The sequence below is a fragment of the Pseudomonas sp. RT6P73 genome, from assembly GCF_054897715.1.
The window spans coordinates 536,861-552,484 of record NZ_JBUBUV010000002.1; the positions used below are offsets into that span (position 1 = coordinate 536,861).

General features: G+C 58.0%; 21 protein-coding genes. 2 read left to right on the forward strand and 19 right to left on the reverse strand.

What is annotated here, in order from left to right; genetic code table 11:
- Positions 1-163 precede the first annotated feature (163 nt).
- From ACYZT6_RS02625 to ACYZT6_RS02675, 11 genes are read right to left on the reverse strand one after another with little or no spacing between them, the layout of a single operon-like run.
- Entirely contained in the window at positions 164-643 is a 480-nt protein-coding gene (locus ACYZT6_RS02625) for a C40 family peptidase (RefSeq protein ID WP_462025595.1), read from the reverse strand.
- Positions 643-1,227, reverse strand: a complete 585-nt coding sequence (locus ACYZT6_RS02630) for a DUF4376 domain-containing protein (RefSeq protein WP_462025596.1) — start codon at positions 1,225-1,227, stop codon at positions 643-645. The genes ACYZT6_RS02625 and ACYZT6_RS02630 overlap by 1 nt, the downstream gene beginning before the upstream one ends.
- Before the next feature lie 5 nt (positions 1,228-1,232).
- Complete coding sequence (locus ACYZT6_RS02635; RefSeq protein ID WP_462025597.1) at positions 1,233-2,591, reverse strand: glycine-rich domain-containing protein; 1,359 nt, start codon at positions 2,589-2,591, stop codon at positions 1,233-1,235.
- On the reverse strand, positions 2,591-3,172 hold the full coding sequence (locus ACYZT6_RS02640; RefSeq protein ID WP_462025598.1) for a phage tail protein: 582 nt from the start codon (positions 3,170-3,172) through the stop codon (positions 2,591-2,593). Before ACYZT6_RS02640 ends, ACYZT6_RS02635 begins: the two co-directional genes overlap by 1 nt.
- A complete protein-coding gene (locus ACYZT6_RS02645; RefSeq protein WP_462025599.1) occupies positions 3,165-4,286 on the reverse strand; it encodes a baseplate assembly protein in 1,122 nt (373 codons plus the stop codon). Before ACYZT6_RS02645 ends, ACYZT6_RS02640 begins: the two co-directional genes overlap by 8 nt.
- The gene (locus ACYZT6_RS02650) at positions 4,270-4,647 is read right to left on the reverse strand and encodes a GPW/gp25 family protein (protein ID WP_462025600.1); all 378 of its coding nucleotides are present in this window, start codon (positions 4,645-4,647) and stop codon (positions 4,270-4,272) included. Before ACYZT6_RS02650 ends, ACYZT6_RS02645 begins: the two co-directional genes overlap by 17 nt.
- Positions 4,648-4,702: 55 nt before the next feature.
- Positions 4,703-5,254 carry a phage baseplate assembly protein V gene (locus ACYZT6_RS02655; RefSeq protein WP_462025601.1) on the reverse strand — a complete coding sequence of 184 codons (552 nt, stop codon included), beginning with the start codon at positions 5,252-5,254 and terminating at the stop codon, positions 4,703-4,705.
- Entirely contained in the window at positions 5,254-6,363 is a 1,110-nt protein-coding gene (locus tag ACYZT6_RS02660) for a phage late control D family protein (RefSeq protein WP_462025602.1), read from the reverse strand. Before ACYZT6_RS02660 ends, ACYZT6_RS02655 begins: the two co-directional genes overlap by 1 nt.
- Positions 6,351-6,557: a tail protein X gene (locus ACYZT6_RS02665; RefSeq protein ID WP_462025603.1), complete on the reverse strand. Its 207-nt coding sequence runs from the start codon at positions 6,555-6,557 to the stop codon at positions 6,351-6,353. The genes ACYZT6_RS02660 and ACYZT6_RS02665 overlap by 13 nt, the downstream gene beginning before the upstream one ends.
- Positions 6,557-7,438 (reverse strand): phage tail protein, encoded by an 882-nt coding sequence (locus ACYZT6_RS02670; protein ID WP_462025604.1) that lies wholly within the window; start codon positions 7,436-7,438, stop codon positions 6,557-6,559. The genes ACYZT6_RS02665 and ACYZT6_RS02670 overlap by 1 nt, the downstream gene beginning before the upstream one ends.
- Complete coding sequence (locus ACYZT6_RS02675) at positions 7,438-9,963, reverse strand: phage tail tape measure protein (protein ID WP_462025605.1); 2,526 nt, start codon at positions 9,961-9,963, stop codon at positions 7,438-7,440. Before ACYZT6_RS02675 ends, ACYZT6_RS02670 begins: the two co-directional genes overlap by 1 nt.
- 19 nt (positions 9,964-9,982) lie before the next feature.
- On the opposite strand from ACYZT6_RS02675, the gene ACYZT6_RS02680 reads away from it, so the two are divergent.
- Positions 9,983-10,243 carry a hypothetical protein gene (locus ACYZT6_RS02680; RefSeq protein ID WP_462025606.1) on the forward strand — a complete coding sequence of 87 codons (261 nt, stop codon included), beginning with the start codon at positions 9,983-9,985 and terminating at the stop codon, positions 10,241-10,243.
- A 59-nt stretch (positions 10,244-10,302) separates the two neighbouring features.
- On the opposite strand, the gene ACYZT6_RS02685 is transcribed toward ACYZT6_RS02680, so the two are convergent.
- The gene (locus ACYZT6_RS02685; RefSeq protein ID WP_462025607.1) at positions 10,303-10,617 is read right to left on the reverse strand and encodes a phage tail assembly protein; all 315 of its coding nucleotides are present in this window, start codon (positions 10,615-10,617) and stop codon (positions 10,303-10,305) included.
- 174 nt (positions 10,618-10,791) lie between these two features.
- On the opposite strand from ACYZT6_RS02685, the gene ACYZT6_RS02690 reads away from it, so the two are divergent.
- Positions 10,792-11,109, forward strand: a complete 318-nt coding sequence (locus ACYZT6_RS02690; protein ID WP_462025608.1) for a hypothetical protein — start codon at positions 10,792-10,794, stop codon at positions 11,107-11,109.
- Positions 11,110-11,152: 43 nt separating this feature from the next.
- Here ACYZT6_RS02690 and ACYZT6_RS02695 read toward each other — a convergent pair whose 3' ends face one another.
- Genes ACYZT6_RS02695 through ACYZT6_RS02725 form a run of 7 tightly spaced genes read right to left on the reverse strand, consistent with a single transcriptional unit; the run spans position 11,153 to position 15,623 of the window.
- Complete coding sequence (locus ACYZT6_RS02695) at positions 11,153-11,677, reverse strand: phage major tail tube protein (RefSeq protein ID WP_462025609.1); 525 nt, start codon at positions 11,675-11,677, stop codon at positions 11,153-11,155.
- Positions 11,678-13,102, reverse strand: a complete 1,425-nt coding sequence (locus ACYZT6_RS02700; RefSeq protein ID WP_462025610.1) for a phage tail sheath subtilisin-like domain-containing protein — start codon at positions 13,100-13,102, stop codon at positions 11,678-11,680. It abuts the gene before it with no gap.
- Between the two features lie 5 nt (positions 13,103-13,107).
- Positions 13,108-13,341: a hypothetical protein gene (locus ACYZT6_RS02705; protein WP_462025611.1), complete on the reverse strand. Its 234-nt coding sequence runs from the start codon at positions 13,339-13,341 to the stop codon at positions 13,108-13,110.
- On the reverse strand, positions 13,338-13,826 hold the full coding sequence (locus tag ACYZT6_RS02710) for a Gp37 family protein (protein ID WP_462025612.1): 489 nt from the start codon (positions 13,824-13,826) through the stop codon (positions 13,338-13,340). The genes ACYZT6_RS02705 and ACYZT6_RS02710 overlap by 4 nt, the downstream gene beginning before the upstream one ends.
- Positions 13,826-14,257 carry a gp436 family protein gene (locus tag ACYZT6_RS02715; protein ID WP_462025613.1) on the reverse strand — a complete coding sequence of 144 codons (432 nt, stop codon included), beginning with the start codon at positions 14,255-14,257 and terminating at the stop codon, positions 13,826-13,828. Before ACYZT6_RS02715 ends, ACYZT6_RS02710 begins: the two co-directional genes overlap by 1 nt.
- Positions 14,258-14,260: 3 nt before the next feature.
- Positions 14,261-15,241, reverse strand: a complete 981-nt coding sequence (locus ACYZT6_RS02720) for a major capsid protein (protein WP_462025614.1) — start codon at positions 15,239-15,241, stop codon at positions 14,261-14,263.
- 13 nt (positions 15,242-15,254) lie between these two features.
- Positions 15,255-15,623 carry a head decoration protein gene (locus ACYZT6_RS02725; RefSeq protein WP_462025615.1) on the reverse strand — a complete coding sequence of 123 codons (369 nt, stop codon included), beginning with the start codon at positions 15,621-15,623 and terminating at the stop codon, positions 15,255-15,257.
- Position 15,624 lies beyond the last annotated feature (1 nt).

Sequence of the window (15,624 nt, forward strand, 5' to 3'; positions counted from 1 at the left end):
GATTTGAGATAAGTGAGTGCAGAATTTTTTGCACCCGTTGCAACAGAATATCAAAACAGGCCGATTGGATCGGCTTGAGTATTTCAGATGAAGAGCAGCGCACCTCCTTCGCTGCGCTCACTTCGCTCGGCGATCCAAGTCGAAGCAATGGCGTTGCTCGACTTTAGGTCAAATCCAACAATGTCTCAGGCTTACCGGCGGTCTGCGTGGGCGCGGGAAGCATCCACAAGTGCTGCGGGGTTCCGCGACCGGTCAACTCCGGCCGCAGTAGCGGAAAGCCGGCCTCACGGAAGGCCCACGCGACGAACTCCGAACAGAAGAACCGCTCTTGCTCTTGGAAGTCGTCAGAGTGCACGAGGATGCCCAGTAGCCCCAGGTAGTCGTAACCGGCCCCCAGCTTGCTCAGAGCAGCGGCCTTGACCGCGTCAACATCAGGGCACGGCATGTCCACCAGCGCCGCATAGCTCGCCATGGCCAATCGTTCCTTGAGCGGCGTCAGGCTCACGCCGCAGAACATATTGGCGCCAATGACCTGATCACCAATGACGATTTCGACGTGACTGAAGGCCGACCAGGTAATGCCCCGTATCAGCAGGCTTCCAATAGCCCGGCGGCGGGTGAACAGCACCCGCACCGCCCCCATTATTCAGTCCCCTGCGCGGCTGCCCACTCGGCATACGAAGGCGGCCAATCGCTGGTGTAGTCGTAGCGGGCAGGATCGGCCGACAGCAACATGGTCGCGTTATGCACCTCGGCCGCGGTGAACATCGCGATGTCGGAACGGGTGACTGTCGCCACGACATCGAACGCCAACTGTGCGGTAACCGCCACAAACGAGCCGTCGAGCATTTTCCACACCACGGGATTGTCTTCGCTGTCGCGCAAGGCATCGCCCATGCCGCCCCCAGCGGCTAAGGCGTCACGGGCGTTATCCTTGAGTCCCAGCCACTGGCTGCGGCTGAACAAGTCGGAATGAACCCATTGCACGCCCACCTGAAAGCCGGCCTCTTTGCGGCGGTCGCGCTCGGCCTTGATCGCCGCCCACACCCGCGCCTTGATAAGGTCGCGACTCTCGGCCACCGGTGCCACAAAACGCTCACCATCCCAGCCCCAGCCCGCCGCCACTTCGGCCGGGCAAGCCAACCAAAGCATACTGGCGTGGTAGCGGCCCACAGGATCGATATCGGTAGTTTCGGCCACCGTGCCGTTTTCGATAAGTGCCCACATAGTCCTCACCATGAAATCTCCACAAGACCATTAGCTCCCGACGGGGCCGCAGACGTCGTTCGACCAGCACCCCCACAACCTGGTCTTAACGGAGTGCTACCATCGGAGGAAGCAATGGAACTTACGCCGCCACCCCCTGAGCCACCAAACAGGGAGCCGCCAGGACCGGATATCGCCGGGCAACCATTACCCAAGGTGTAATTGAGATCACCACCCACCCCTACGCCGCCGACTGGCGAGTTGCCGTTGACTTGGCCGGCGCCGCCTCCTTGGGCCGAACAATAAGCCCCGAACGTTGAGGCCGCGCCCACAGCACCAATCGCTCCATCCGTAGCCCCACCAACGCCGCCGGCGCCCACGGTCACTGACACGGTGGCCACCCCGGCAAGATTGATGCGCTTTTCGGCCACCCCCCCGCCCGAACCTCCAGCCGGCCCAGGGGAAACCGATTTACAAGCACCACCGCCGCCGGCACCAGTGACTTTGACCTTCGCCCAGCGGCGACCCGAACGCAGCACCGGTGGAACGGTGTAGGTCGACGCCCCCGTCGTGGAAAGAACGGTAAAACCTGTCGCGATACTGCCGGGCAGCTGGCACTGCCCCACACACCACCACTTACCGGCGCCATCGCTGCGCAAGATCAGGTAGTCACCCGCAAACAGCAACTCGGTCGACGCCTGGCCGACCGAAGAAACCGTAGTGTCGAGCATTAGCTTGTCTGCGCCGGACGCAACGATAGTCAGAGCATTAGTCGCCAGGTCAACTCGGCGCAGAACCAAATCAATAACACCCAGGGCGGCGTTGGATGCCGGCAGGGTGATCGTCCGGTCGCCAGCGGCAGCATCTATTAGTACTAGCCCGCGATGGGCTGCCGTGAGTGCCTGGCTAACACTGATAGCGGTGACAGAACTGTATTTTGCAATCGCGGTCTGCACGAATTCTGTGGTGGCTATCTGCGATGAGGTCACGCCAGCCGCTGCGGTGGGCGCTGTCGGGGTGCCGCTTAGCGCCGGGCTGACCAGTGGCGCCGCTCCCAACGTGTCCCTAGCGGCGGCGTCATCTACATCATCAAGTAACGTACGGATGAAAGAGGACAACGCGGTAGTAGCAAAAGTATCTACTCCGGTCGCGTAGATGAGTTTGTTACCAGTCAACACCAGGTTTGCAAGCGCGGTGAGTGTCGCATCCAAAGGCTGTTTGTTTTCACCCAGAAGCGCTAACTGTGCCTTCAACCACTTAGTGCGGCTAGCGAGCTGTTTGGCCTGCAGGTTGTCGATGCCTTCCGGTCCACCTAATACAGGGTCAGACGTCTCAAGTTGGTATATGCCTTCCGGCCATTCGTTTAATTCAGGTAGTTCGGCCATCAGCTACTCCCATGGTTGTATTGGCCGTCGCGACGGGCCACGCCGTTATGCCGAATCGCCACGGACTGATAGTCGAGCGACACCAGCCGGCAGCGAGCTGGAGCGACGGAAAGAAGAAGGCGGCGCAAAAGCGCAGCCTGGTCATTGGTGATGGCTCGCTCAAGGAAGACCCTGTAAAGCGGCCATGCAGACGGATCGCCGTGGACGTGTCTCCCATCCCTGGTGATGGAACCGTCACGCACCTGGTTCCCAAGGCCTTCCTGAAGCGTCACCTCGCCGAAGCCGAGCAGACGTATGACCTCGCGAATTGCCCAGGGCGTGCCTTTGTAGCGATGCAACTGAGCAGAGTTCTTGATCAGGCTGCGTTTAGCGTCCTCCGACTCGGCCAGCATCCAGGCGGCCTCATCGAGGAGAGAAAACTGCTCTGCCAAGGTCGGTAGCAACTGAGGTTTCACCAGGTCGACCAGGTAAACCAACATTGCGTCAATATCGAGGCTGTCCAGCGTCTCATTGAGCAGCTTGCAAAGCAGAGCAAAACGTTCGTCACCCGCCAAGGCAGGTGGTAGCTGCTGGTCAGCCATACGCCACCCCTGCATCTACCAGCTGGATCGAGGTGCAGTTAGCCCACTCGTTACCGATCAGTTCACGCAGGGCGCTCGGGAACTCCAGATCAGCCCGATATACGCCATTCACCTGCAGCAACGCGGTCAGTTGTTCCTGGACAATATCGCGACCGAGCCCTGCACGTCGTTCAACGGCATAAACTTCAGCCGCAGCTTTGGCTGCCTTCATGGCCTCAGTTCGATCTGCCGTGTTGTAGAAGGTGATGCGAGCCTTGATCTGGTAGGTGACTTCGGTGGGTGAATGGGCATGAACCGTATCGCACAGCGGGCGAAGCTTTTCGCCACTAACCTGATCTTTGATCCGTTGCAGCAGATCCGCCGAGGGCAAGCCGGTGTCGGTCAGAGGGTACAGCGCAACATGACCATCCGGTTGCCCTTCGTCCGGTCCATGGACGGCAACATCAATGATCGACTGATGCACTGCGAGGGCGTGATACCGATAAGCCCCGCGGCTGCCGGCATTGCTGAAAGCTTCCGGTGCCAGGATGATCCGCTCGCGATAACGGTCGTCTTCTTCGTCCTCGGCACCATCGGCAGTGACACTGGTGTTGGTCGCAGTCAGACCAGATGCTGGCGGATTACCAATGCTGCTGATTTGGCCAACAGCCCAGCCATTGCCAAGCTCACCAGCGGTCAGACAGGTTGCCGTCACGCCGACCAGGGTCTGGCCAATTGGGATAATGACGTCCTGGTCAGTGAGAAAAGCGAGCTTGGCGTCCTGGGTGCTGACGCGAGTTCCTGCCCGAATGAGTAAGGGCTGCTGCACTGCTGTTGGCATGCTGAATCGAAGCGCACAGCGCGCTGGCACGGCCAGCAGCCTGGGAGTGGCGACCAACTCACCCAGGTAGTCGAGGATCGGCCCTTTGGCAAACCGAACCAGCAGTTGCTCACCCGCGTTCTGAATACCCATCTGCAGACGGGTCACGGCGTAGGCGATTTGGTCGATGTACAGCCGCTCAACTTGGGCTGGATATAGAGTTTTGTTCGCCTTCGCCTCGTACCTGGCGATCAGATCCGCCTCAGTTGCAGCCGGATCAATCTGGATGAATATTGGCTTAGGCAGCTCGCGCATAGGGCACCTCTGTCATCTGGGCGACACCATCCGCAACCCGCCACTGCACGCGCAAGATGACGCGTGAGTCCTCAATGAGCACCAGCACCTGGACGATCGAGACTCGGGTTTCCCAGCGACGGATAGCGTCGACCGCTTCACGCACCAGGTGCGGGGTCACACGGTTGACGGGCCAGTCGATATATAAATGAAGATCACTGCCGAAGTCCGGCCGATGAGCGTCACTGCCCTTGGGTGTAGTAAGGACAATGCGGATGGCTTGGTCTATGTCGCGCAGGCCCTCGACCACCTCGCCGGATGTTCCGAGGGCAGGCTGCCAGTGGGCGGCGGTGATGCTGGTGTAGGGAATGGGTGTCGTCATGCACCCATGATGCGAGTGAGCGGACGGTGGGGCTTTTAATCGAGTTTAAAGAGAGCTAGTGGGTGTGATGGTTTGAGTTTCCACCGCCATCCATGACCGTACCTGTTGCATTGACGTTGCCATCTACCATCAGGTTGCCGTTCAACTGCAGGTTTCCATTCATGGTGACCTGCGGTACATCCAACGTGGCTGAAGGCGCCTTCACCACCACCGGCTCACCCGCCTCGACGGTGATGTTGCGGCCGCATTTCAAGCGCAACGCCCCCACGCACTCCAGCGTCATCAACCCAGCTGCACGGTCGTACGCCGAGACAGTCCCATCGCTATAGCGCACATAGTCCGTGTCTTCATCGACAACTGGCGGCGGTTCGGCCGATGAATAGATCCCGCCCAGGTAAACACCACCCACACCGTCAGAGTCCAGCAGTACGGCTACCTGCTCGTTCAGCTCAGGCATCAAAGGCCGACGCTTTGTGCCTTGGGTGTTGCGCTGGGGCACATTGAGCCAGTAGCTCTCTACCCCATCACGATCATCCAGGCGCACCCGTATGCGACAAGTCAGATGATCCACGGCGCTGACTTCACCGTACTCCAGCTCAACACCCATCAGGCCACCACTTCTTTCTGAATGCCGTAGGTTGTTAAAGCCAGGTCCGGCTGGCTGCTCTCCTGGGTCAATGTGATTGAGGGCGCCGAGATGCGACAGACAGACTTTTCCACGGTGTAACCGCTGCGAGTCATGCGGTGTTGTGAAGAGGTGATCAGGTAGTTACCGCCGAGTTTGCCGGCCGCGACCAAGGTCACAACGTTGCCGCTGAGCAGGTTGGGCCGACCCATCGCGCCCCAACTGCCGGTGGTGCGTTCTCGGTTGGCCTTGGCCAGCTCCGCTTTGGCTTTCGCCTTTGACTCCTCGGCCGAGGCGCTGCGCTTACGACTCTTCTTGGTGTCACCGCTGGTGGTTGCCTTGCTCACGCTGCTGGGAACAGCAACGGTTTCACCATTTTCGATGGTGTAGGCAATCAGCTTTTTCTTTGCAGGTTCTTTGTGTTTCACCTCGATGGCTTGAGGGACGCTCTTGATCTGATCGCGCAAGTTCACACTGCTTAAGTCCTGGAGCACCAGCGTTGCCACCGGGGCGCCCTTGGCCAACTCACTGATGGCATGAAAGACCATACGGTTGCCGGTCACCTTGAAGGCATAGTCATACTCAGCTGCCAGGTTGCGCAGGAAGGTCAGATCGGACTCCTGCTGAGTCAACCGGTCGAGCTTGATCGGCTCAATACTGCCAATCAGCTCCAGTCCCTGACGTGCCGCGATCTTCTGGGCCACGGCATCCAGCGTGGTGTTTTCATAAGCGTGGTGTTCGGTGGTCCGCAATGCCGCCTTTATCCCGGTGGCCAGGCCATGAATGGTGATCGTCGAGGGCGGGCAATTAAGCTCTACCTCATCGATCTCAAACCGGCCAAGGGCGCGTAGCGGCTCGCCTTCCCAGCCAATGGACAGGGTCAAGCTGTCACCATGCCCTGGATACCAGGCATCACGCCACTTACCCTCGGTGTCCTCTAGCTCGACCTCCAGGCTGTCAGCCTGGCCTGTGAGATAGTCGGTGTAAGACAAAGAGATCAAGTGCTGGCTGACGTTTCGGGTGATGTTGCTCTGCTGGTAGGCCAGCACGAAACGTGCTTCCGGTACTTGCTTGGGGATCATCGCATCCATGGTGGAAGATCCTCAGTGGTGGGCACGGGTTTAAGTATGGGAATGGCCAAGGTCAAACCTGCTGGTAAAGCGGCGGTAATCGGCACATGGGTGTTGGCCTCAACGATCGGCAAATACCGATGAGCATCACCGTAGTAGCGCCAGGCCAACTGGTCCCAACGCTCGCCATCGGTGGTGATATGGGGAATAAACATTAAGCCCTCCTGGTCAAGACTTGCGCCGCCAACCCTGCCAAACGGGTGCGGGCGCCGTCCATTGTGGTGAGCGCCTGGCCAAGCGACTCGCGGGACGCGGAGAACCGGTCGACGATGTTGCCCAGGTCGACCGGGTTAAGGGCTGATCGAGCACCCATCACACTGCCCAATACGTCCTCACCTAGACGCGACAGATCGGCGCCGTCATCGAGCAACCCAGCCACTGACGTCAGTCCTTGCAACGGCCCGATGGCCCTGGCAGTGACACCCAGCAATTGTGGGACTTGACCGAGGATCATCGAAGCGTTGCCGCTCTTGACCGTCTCATACAAGTTCTGGCCTGCCTTCAGGATGTTCCCGGCTGTTTTCGCATGACCAATCACTGCCTGGACGGTACTGGGGGATGGCATCAGCCGTGAGATAAGTCCGGGCTTACCGGCTGTGGCTGCCGTTGTGCCGTTCAAAGCTGGATCGAGCAATCCTGGCCGAGCGACCTTGCGAGTGAACGCCCCAGTGTATTCCTTCAGGCTCAGCTGAACCGTGGCAGCTTTGATCTGGCCCACGGCCGTTGAGCGGCGGATGGCATTGGAGATGTTGGTGATGACGTAGGCACCGAGGTACTCGCCGCTTCCCATCACAAAGGCCAGAGGCTCATGTTTGCTCTTAGCCAAGCGCAGAGTTCGTAACCGCTCCTCGGGGTCACCCAGGACTGGGTGCAGCTCGATGGTCAGGTTGCACTCATCCAGACCTTCACCGATCCACTCCAGCAAAGGTTTCCCCTGGATACGTGCGTGCTCTGCCCAATCGGCCGATCCGCTTTGCTCCATACCGCTGATGCCACCAGCCACGGTGAATTCGATATCACCCAGAATTGCAAACATCAGGCGATCCCCTCATCAGATGGGCCATAACTACGGCGGCGTTTGTCGTGCATGTAGCGATCCATCATCCGCGTGAACTCGACATAGCCGGCCTGCAGACCTTGTTGAACTTGCTGCTGTATATCCGCACCACCAGGTACGTTGATTTGCGGGGAGAAAGTGAAGCTTGGGCCGCCGCCCATGCCGGAACCCATTTCAGCAGATGCGCCTCCAGCATTCCCCATCATGCTCGCCCTGGATACATCAGCCGGGTTCGGCGGCGCAAGGTCGACACCCGATTGTTCAGCCATGCCCAGTGCCGCTTTACGGACCAGGTCTGACTGCGCACTGATACCAATAGCGGCGCCTTCGCTGATGTTGGCGCCATAACCCATGAACACGCGGCTCGGAGACCGGATGCCGAGTGTTTCGGTAAACCAACCTTTGACCGAAGTGCCGATACCGACGACCGCTTCTTTGGCAGCACCTAAAGCGTTGCCGATGCCATTGACCAAACCATCAATGATCATGCCGCCGAACTCGGTGAACTTGCCCGGCAGTTCAATTCCGAAGTAACTCATCACTCCGGCAAAGGCTCTGTAAAACATGCCGACCGGAGAGAAGTTAGCCATCAACCCTAAAATGCCTGAGAGACCACCGCTGAAGCCGGCCTTGATCTCCGTCCACAAACCGGCGAAAAAGCCTTTGATCGGCTCCCAGTAGCGATAAATCAGGTAAGCCGCCACGGCGATTCCCGTGATCAGCAGTCCAATGGGGTTCATCATTAAGGCTCGACCAAGCCAAAGAATCGCCTGGCCCGCAACGCGCAAGCCAAAAAGCAACTTGCCGCCCAGAGCCTTGCCGAGGATCACGCTGCCTCGAGCCAACCAGCTCACGGCGCTGGCGCCTTTGCTCATGCCGTTGATTAAGGGGGCGAACTTACCCATCTGCCACATGCCGCGCAGTAGAGTCCACTTCGACGAAAGTGTTGTGATAGTGGTGCTCATGGCCACGAAGGGCGAAAGCACAAGGTTGGCCCCGTAGGCAACGCCGATGAAGGCTAACTTGCCGAGCAAAAGGCCACCGACCAGGCCGATGACACCTTTGATAAGCGCAGGATTCTCACTGGCCCAGGTGGCAAATGACTGCATCACCGGGATGACAGCCTGTGTAACTTCGACGAGTGCTGGCAACAGCGTGCTGCCAATGGTTATTCCTATCTCCGAAAGATTGATCGTCAGCGCTTTTAGCTGCTCCTTCGGACTCTCCATCCGTTTTTTCCAGTCTGTATCAAGCCCACCTTTATCGGCGGCATCCATGCTGCCCTGCTGGATACCGGCAAGATCCTTTCTGTTCGCCATGGCCGGACGAATGAATGACAGCACCTGTTGGTCCGCAAACAATTCACCCAGCTTGTAGGCTTCATTCAAACGGTTGAGGGCAATCTGACGCTCTTCGTCATCCTTGATGGCCATGACGCTTTGAAACTTGCCTGCGGCCTCTGGTCCTTTAGTTCCAACATAGTCAGTAATGACTTCCAGCATCGCCTGAACAGGTGTGAGACCTTTCCCCACCAAGTTCTTCATTGACGTGGTGAGGTCGATCCCCGCGCCCTCGAAGGACTTTAGGGTGTCTTTCGCGGTGAGTTTCGAAAGGAAGTTCTTAAAGTTGTTGGCCGCTTCATCGTTACTGCCAGCGCCTCGGCGAGCGATTTGCAGTGACGCGCCGATCTCGGCAACTGCGCGTTCGCCAGTGATACCGAGCGCGGCAAATTGAGGCGTCAGCTGCGGGAGCCATTTGGCCATGTCCGCCAATTCGAACTGGCCGCTTTTGCCAGCGAAGGCCAGCATGTTCATTGATCGCTCAAGTCCGGCTGCGCCGATTCCAAGGTTGTCATTCAAAGCGATGGCCACTGAACCGAGGTCATCCATACTGGCGCGAGTTGCCGTAGCAGTTTTAGCCATCACTGGAGCATAAGCAGCAAGCTCTTTGGCACTGGAGATCCCGCCAGCGATTAACACCGCTGTACCTGCAGCGACTTCGGTTTGAGTTTGATTCCACTTGAGTGCCGCGCCTCGCATTACATTGCCGAGCTGCGCTTCCTCTTCTGCATTGAAGCCGCCAGTGATTGCGATGTCATTGGTCTTATCTTTGAAGTCGATAGCAGTACGCATCGACTGAACAACTGGCGCACCAATAACAGCGGCTGTACCAGCCGTCTCCATGGCCTGGCCACGCAGTTCACCACGTTTGTTTTTAAGGGTTTCGCCCCGAGCGATACTGGTGTTGAGACGGTCTTGCTTGACCTTGAGTTGATCAATGGTGCGGCCGACCTGGTCGTACTGCCGACGCATGCGCTCGATGCCGGTGCCACCACGTGCTAGGGTCGACGCCAGCTCAGTTCCGATGAGCTTTTGTTTGGCCGTCAACCCGTCAGTGGCGCGACCAAGCTGCTGAACGGTCGACTTGGCCGAACCGAATGCAGCATTCAGGCTGCCCGATACCGCGGCCCCGATCTTTAGTCCAACCAGAACTTCATTAGCCATAATTTGCTACGCTGTGGGCATGTTTGAGAAGACCGCTATACGCACCGCCAAAACCCTCTATGCACTGGCCATCGGCATCGGTGTGATCTGGCTTGCCTGGCTTTGCCTGACGAACCTGCCCGTGTGGGCGGCGGTTTTGATGTTCTGCTTGGGGCTGCCGGTGCTTGCCCTAGCGGCCGCCCCCATTGCAGCGGGCGGCGCGTTGTTGGCGGGGGTGGTGATCGGGTTGATGGCAGTGATCAGCCGTTCATGTGCTCGGCGAGTTCGATACGACGATTGATCTCGCGTTGACAGGTCTCGACCCAGCGCCAGTATTCCACCATCTCCAGTCGGGCAATCTCAGACGGCTGCATCCTCAGCACCAGCAACAGTGCCTCGTCCCAGGACTGCAGCAAGGTCTCCTCCATTGGACATTTCCCGCAACACCTCGGTGGCTGACTTAGAGTCAGCGATATCGAATTCACCGAGGTCCTCCAGCGTGATGCCCAACATCTTGGCCACCAGCATGTCTTCCAGCGCGGCTTCGTCTTTGACGACTGCCTGCGCGGCGCTGATGTCTTTGCGTTTGAGACGCTTGATCGGCAGCTTCGAGATCGTCTCGCCGCTGGCACTCTTGAAAGGAAATTTGAGGGTCAAGCTGATTGTTTCGGCCATCTTTGGTGCTCCAGGTTGTCGGTCTGATCGACTGCTCTAAATGAGCCCTAAGCATCGCACCTGGTCGTGGCGCTGACTTTTAATCGAGTTTAAAGAGACTGCGTATCTCGGAAAATTGCCCTAACATCACCCGCTCTATGACGTAGCTTTTTAGACCCCAAGGAGATGGTTGGTATGAGTAACGACAATAAAGAGCAGTTCAATATTCTCGCGAAGAAGGTTCTGGAGATTCTGGTAGATGCTTGCCCAGTGCCGGAAAAAATTACCGCTGAGACATTTGAGCTTCCTAAAGGCGAATACCAAAAGGCAGAAACCAGCGGTTTCTTGAGTGTTTCAGGTTTTTACCGAGATAGCCCTGAGGAGAAGGTTCTTAAAAGCGTGCTTGCGTGGCTTGCAGACGAAAAATACATCCGGGGAGAAGGTGATTATTACGTCGCTACTCTGCAGACTCTGAAGCTGTACAACTCTGTTCCGAATGCTATTGCGGAATGACAAAAAAGGCAGTTAACCGGAAGGTTGACTGCCTTTTCCATTTTTATGCCTGTCCGATGTTCTGCCTGTATCTGGACAACTGATCCTGCCCGCCAACCTTGAAGATGTTGGCCAGGTAATCCAGCAGTACTACCTCTTGCCCATCAATTACCTGCCGCACATACGTCGCCGAGAATGGCGTTTCGTACTTGGTTGGATCGCGTGGCTTGTGACTGCCCAGTTGATACTCCTTGCCCGTAATGGTCATCATCGTGACCAAAGCAATCTCGTCAACGAGGCCGCCGTTGTTGAAGACCTGGACGTTGGAACGGCACTGCAACTGGACGCTCTTGAATGGCGTGACCAGCTTGACTGCGGCGTCATAGTACAAGCTATTCCAGGTGATCTTACCTTCCAGCTTATCGATCCCGTCAGGCAGTTCGATCAGGCCAACCATGCCCAGCCCCTGGAAGTCACTGGTCACGGTTTTGATTGAGCCCAGATCAATCTCTTCGGCACGGCCGAAGAAGCTCGCCCCATCCAGATAAATGGCAGCATTGGAGATGCGGTGTGCGCTAAAGCCTGCCATTTATGCGGCTCCCAGGTTGACCAGGTATTCCCCGGTGATTTCAGTTTCAAAGGTGCCGCGTTCAAATGGCAACGGCACAGTCAGCTTGTAGTTGAACAGGGCATGGCCCAGTTCCAGCTCCGGCTGTGGGTTGCGTGCTGGGTCATACCAGCACTCACCACCGATCAACGCTCCGTCGCCGATCAGCTTACGCAGGAACAGGTTGACGCTTTCCGTGATGCTGCTGATCAGCGAGCTGGTAATCGGCATGTCCACGAACTGCAATGAGCTGTAACGGATCGACTCGTCGACCACATCCTTGGTACGCCGCACGTTTTCGAAGTTGCGCATGTGCGTGACGGTCGGCCAAGCCGCAGTGCGGTTGCCCCACAAGCGCAGTCCGGTACCGAACGAATTGAAGACGGTAGTGATGCCGTTTTCATTGAGCAGATTGACCTCACTGCTCGCATCGTCCACGCGAGCGGTCAATGGCCGCTCCAGACCGATCACGCCAACCAGCTCCTGGTTAGAGCTGCTCCACCAGTAGCCCTTGTCGTTGTCGACTTTAGCCCGCAGACCTGCAGCTCGGATTGAGAGCGGCTGCAGACGCTCGCCATTGGTTACTGCGTCGTACACCTTTACATGCGGATAACACAGACGGACACGGTCGCTGCTGGTGTTGAAGTTGATTGCACCTGCAGGACCGCGCCCAGCGATCACTTGCTGCACCGTGGTCCCGATGGGGGCATCAACGTAGGTGACCGCACCGACCTGGCCAGCGGCCGCGATCAAGTCAACACTCACCGAATTCAAAGTACTGAAGCCTGGCGCAATGAAGATCTTCGGGAAAAAGCCCAGCAGGTTGTAGCTGTCCTGGAAGGCCTTCAATCCGGTGCGACGTCCGGCGACGGTGATCCCGCCAATGATGTCAGCTGGCGTAACTTTGCTCGGGTCGGCGTGGGTGTAGCTGGCCTTCACCTGGCCATTGGCTGGAATTGCACCTGTCGCTAGGCGTTTCACACGTCCAGTGAGCATGGTCACTGTGTAATCCGTGTCGAGTACGAACGACGTAGCGCCGTCAGAGGGCTTCAACTCCAGCAGTTGTAAGGCACCGTGCTCCAGCTGCAGCAGGTCGTTGTCGCCAAACTGTTTCACCTGGTCGACCACATTGGTGCGGTGGATAGCTGGATCGAGCACGTTGACCACCAGCACCGTACCGGTGCCGAAGTCGTAGATACCCTCCAGTGCTTCTGGAATGCTGAAACCGGTGAGATGCGAGCCGAATTGAGCGGCGTCCTTATCATTCAAGGACAAAGTCAGTTCATTGACCGGACCGATGGGCGCCGTGCCAACCACGGCGATGACCGCCGACTTGACCACCCGAATGGCCCGAGGCCCACGTTCGACCTCGGTAGTTTCAATACCGTGCAAATAGTTAGCAGGCATGGGCGTTACTCCTGTCCAGATTTCTGAGGCGCAACCGCAGTCTTGCTGGCAGGTTTCGCGTCAGGTGGTGCAAGTACCAGGTGCTTGAGTTCCAACAACACCAGGGTGTACTCGTGATCGGCCGGCAGCTCGACCGGTTTTCCAGAGAGCAGTTGCACTTCAAGCAATTCGCGGGATTCGCCTACCCGCAGGGAGGCGGCGCTTTGCGGGCCGGTATAGATGTAGCGGGTAAGAGTCATTGGTCTTCCTCGAAATGAGCATGTTTGAGCAGCGGCCCACCTTCAGGAGCCATGATCTGCAGCTGAGTGGCACGAAGAGCGAAGTCCTGGCCGTATTGCCACAGCCCAGTTATCTGGCCGATAAATTGCTCGGCAACAGGACGGCACGCCTGGTCACAGTGAGGTGCATACCAGCCGGTCAGGCATGTGCGGATCTGATCGAGGTAGCTGATCACACCGTCTTTGCCATTGAGCTGGCGGAACACTAGGGTCAATCTGACGACGATATTGCGTGCCTGGAACATCGCATCACCGGCTTCGGACCCTCCGAAGGTCGATTTTCCGTAAGCCAGCAAGATCGCCCCACGCGGATGATTCAGTCGATACGCTGTTGGGTTCTCGGGGAACAGCTCGACCATCAACGACTGCCCGAACTGTTCCTGCAGTCGGGCACGCATCGCATCGAGTAGCTGCTCGGTTTGGGTTTTGGGCTGGGCTGTGCTCATCAGTAACGCCCCCAGAGATCGCTATCAAACTGCTGACGACGGGCGCGCACGCGAATCTCACCAGGCTCTGGCGCAGCCTGGCCGCTGGGCATGCCCAAGGTAACAACACCATCGCGGATACTTTCCAGGAGCTTGATGGTGTCCTTGCGGCTGTCCTTCACTGCATCGGGCAATGCACCCTCGGGGCGGCGCTGATACAGCCAGTGCCGCGCCAAGTAGACCACTGCGTCCCGCAACAAAGTCGGCACTGGATCGAGCGGCAGGTTGTAGCGGCCCCGAAGGTAGCCATCCACCAACTCTTCCGCCTGACGTACGCCGTCCTCAATGACCCTTTCATTGGGCAGCTCAGCCGCAGGATCATCGTTGGAGAGCTGAATCAGCGTCATATCAGGAATAGCGTTGCCGATGTCGGCGCGGGTGCAGTAGCGCATAGGTCAGCCCGCCTTCAGCTCGACCAGTGCTTCAGGGAACAAGCACATGGCCAACGGGTTGGCCTGGGCTTCCAGATCCCAACCTTTGCCCAGCTTGCGTTCCTCAGCCTTGCTGTAGAACGGCTGGCCCAGGGTGTTGACGGTTTCGTTGTAGTTGGCCGGTGCGTTGAACATGCGGAACACACCACGGGCCACCGGGAACACCTGAGCAATATCGGCCGGAATGAAACGTTGACCGCTGACGGTGACGTCGTACTCGATGAACTCGATGCCGCCGAAGGTGAACCCGGAACGCATGTCTCCGCCGATACGGTCTTGGGCTTCCTGATAGTGGGCAAAGGCGTCTTTGACCTTGGCGTGATCGGTGAAGGCATCGAACCAATCAGGCCCGCAGAAAGAACGGAAACCCGTGACCATGACGCCGCCCAGCTTAGATTCGGCGTAGCGCTTGGCATCCAGGCATGCTTTACGCACGTTGGTTTGAGCGTTACCCAGGGCAACCGTGATCTTTTTCTGTTCGACGTCGAATTCGTCAAACAGGTCGAACAGAACCGAGCCGTCTGCGTCCAGCAACTTGCCACGCAAGGCGCCCACACGCTGAAACTCTCGGGTGGCCTCGATGCTGTTTTTCAGCTCTTGCAGGTTGTCGTTGATCACCGTGGCCACGGGTGCGGTGGTGCTTTCCTGGCCAAATGCAGCGATGCCCTGCAACTGGCTTGGCAGGATTGGCCGGTTGATCGGCAGGTGCAGTGTTTCAAAGCTACGGCGCTTTCGTTTGCCAGCCTTGGTTGCGGCAGGATCGTCATTGCGCGAGGTGTTCGGGACGAGTATCAGGCGGCCTTCGCGTTCATCGATAACCACGCTGGTGCTGGTAACGCCTTTCTCGTCAAACAACCCCATCGCGCCGACTTTGCCGGGAATCGCGGGAAGCTTGTTCACGGCGGCGGTAAGGTTGGCAATGCTGAACATGTCTTGCAGATTCATGGAGTACTCCTGATCAGAGGGCCGTACGGGCAACGATGCCAAGGGCGTTGAGTTCGTCCAGGGCGGTGGCCTTCTGGGGTTCGGTGACGCCGGCTGGCCATGCCAGTTCGGCGGGGTCGATGACGGCTCCGCGGGAGACCACCACGCCGGGCTTGTCACCGACCGTTGCGTCCACTGCTTCAATCAAAACCGCCGCAGACTTTTTGGCCGAGCCAGTGCCAGCGAGATCAAGCGCCTGGTACTTGCCGGAGACTTTCGCCAGAACCTGGCCAAATGGGTAATTCGTCCCCGCCAGCAAAGTGATTTTGTCTTTCGTCCAGCCTGGGCAGACCTCGACCAAGAGCAAGTCGCCCGGATCTTTCGGTTGAGTAAACGTGGCCATG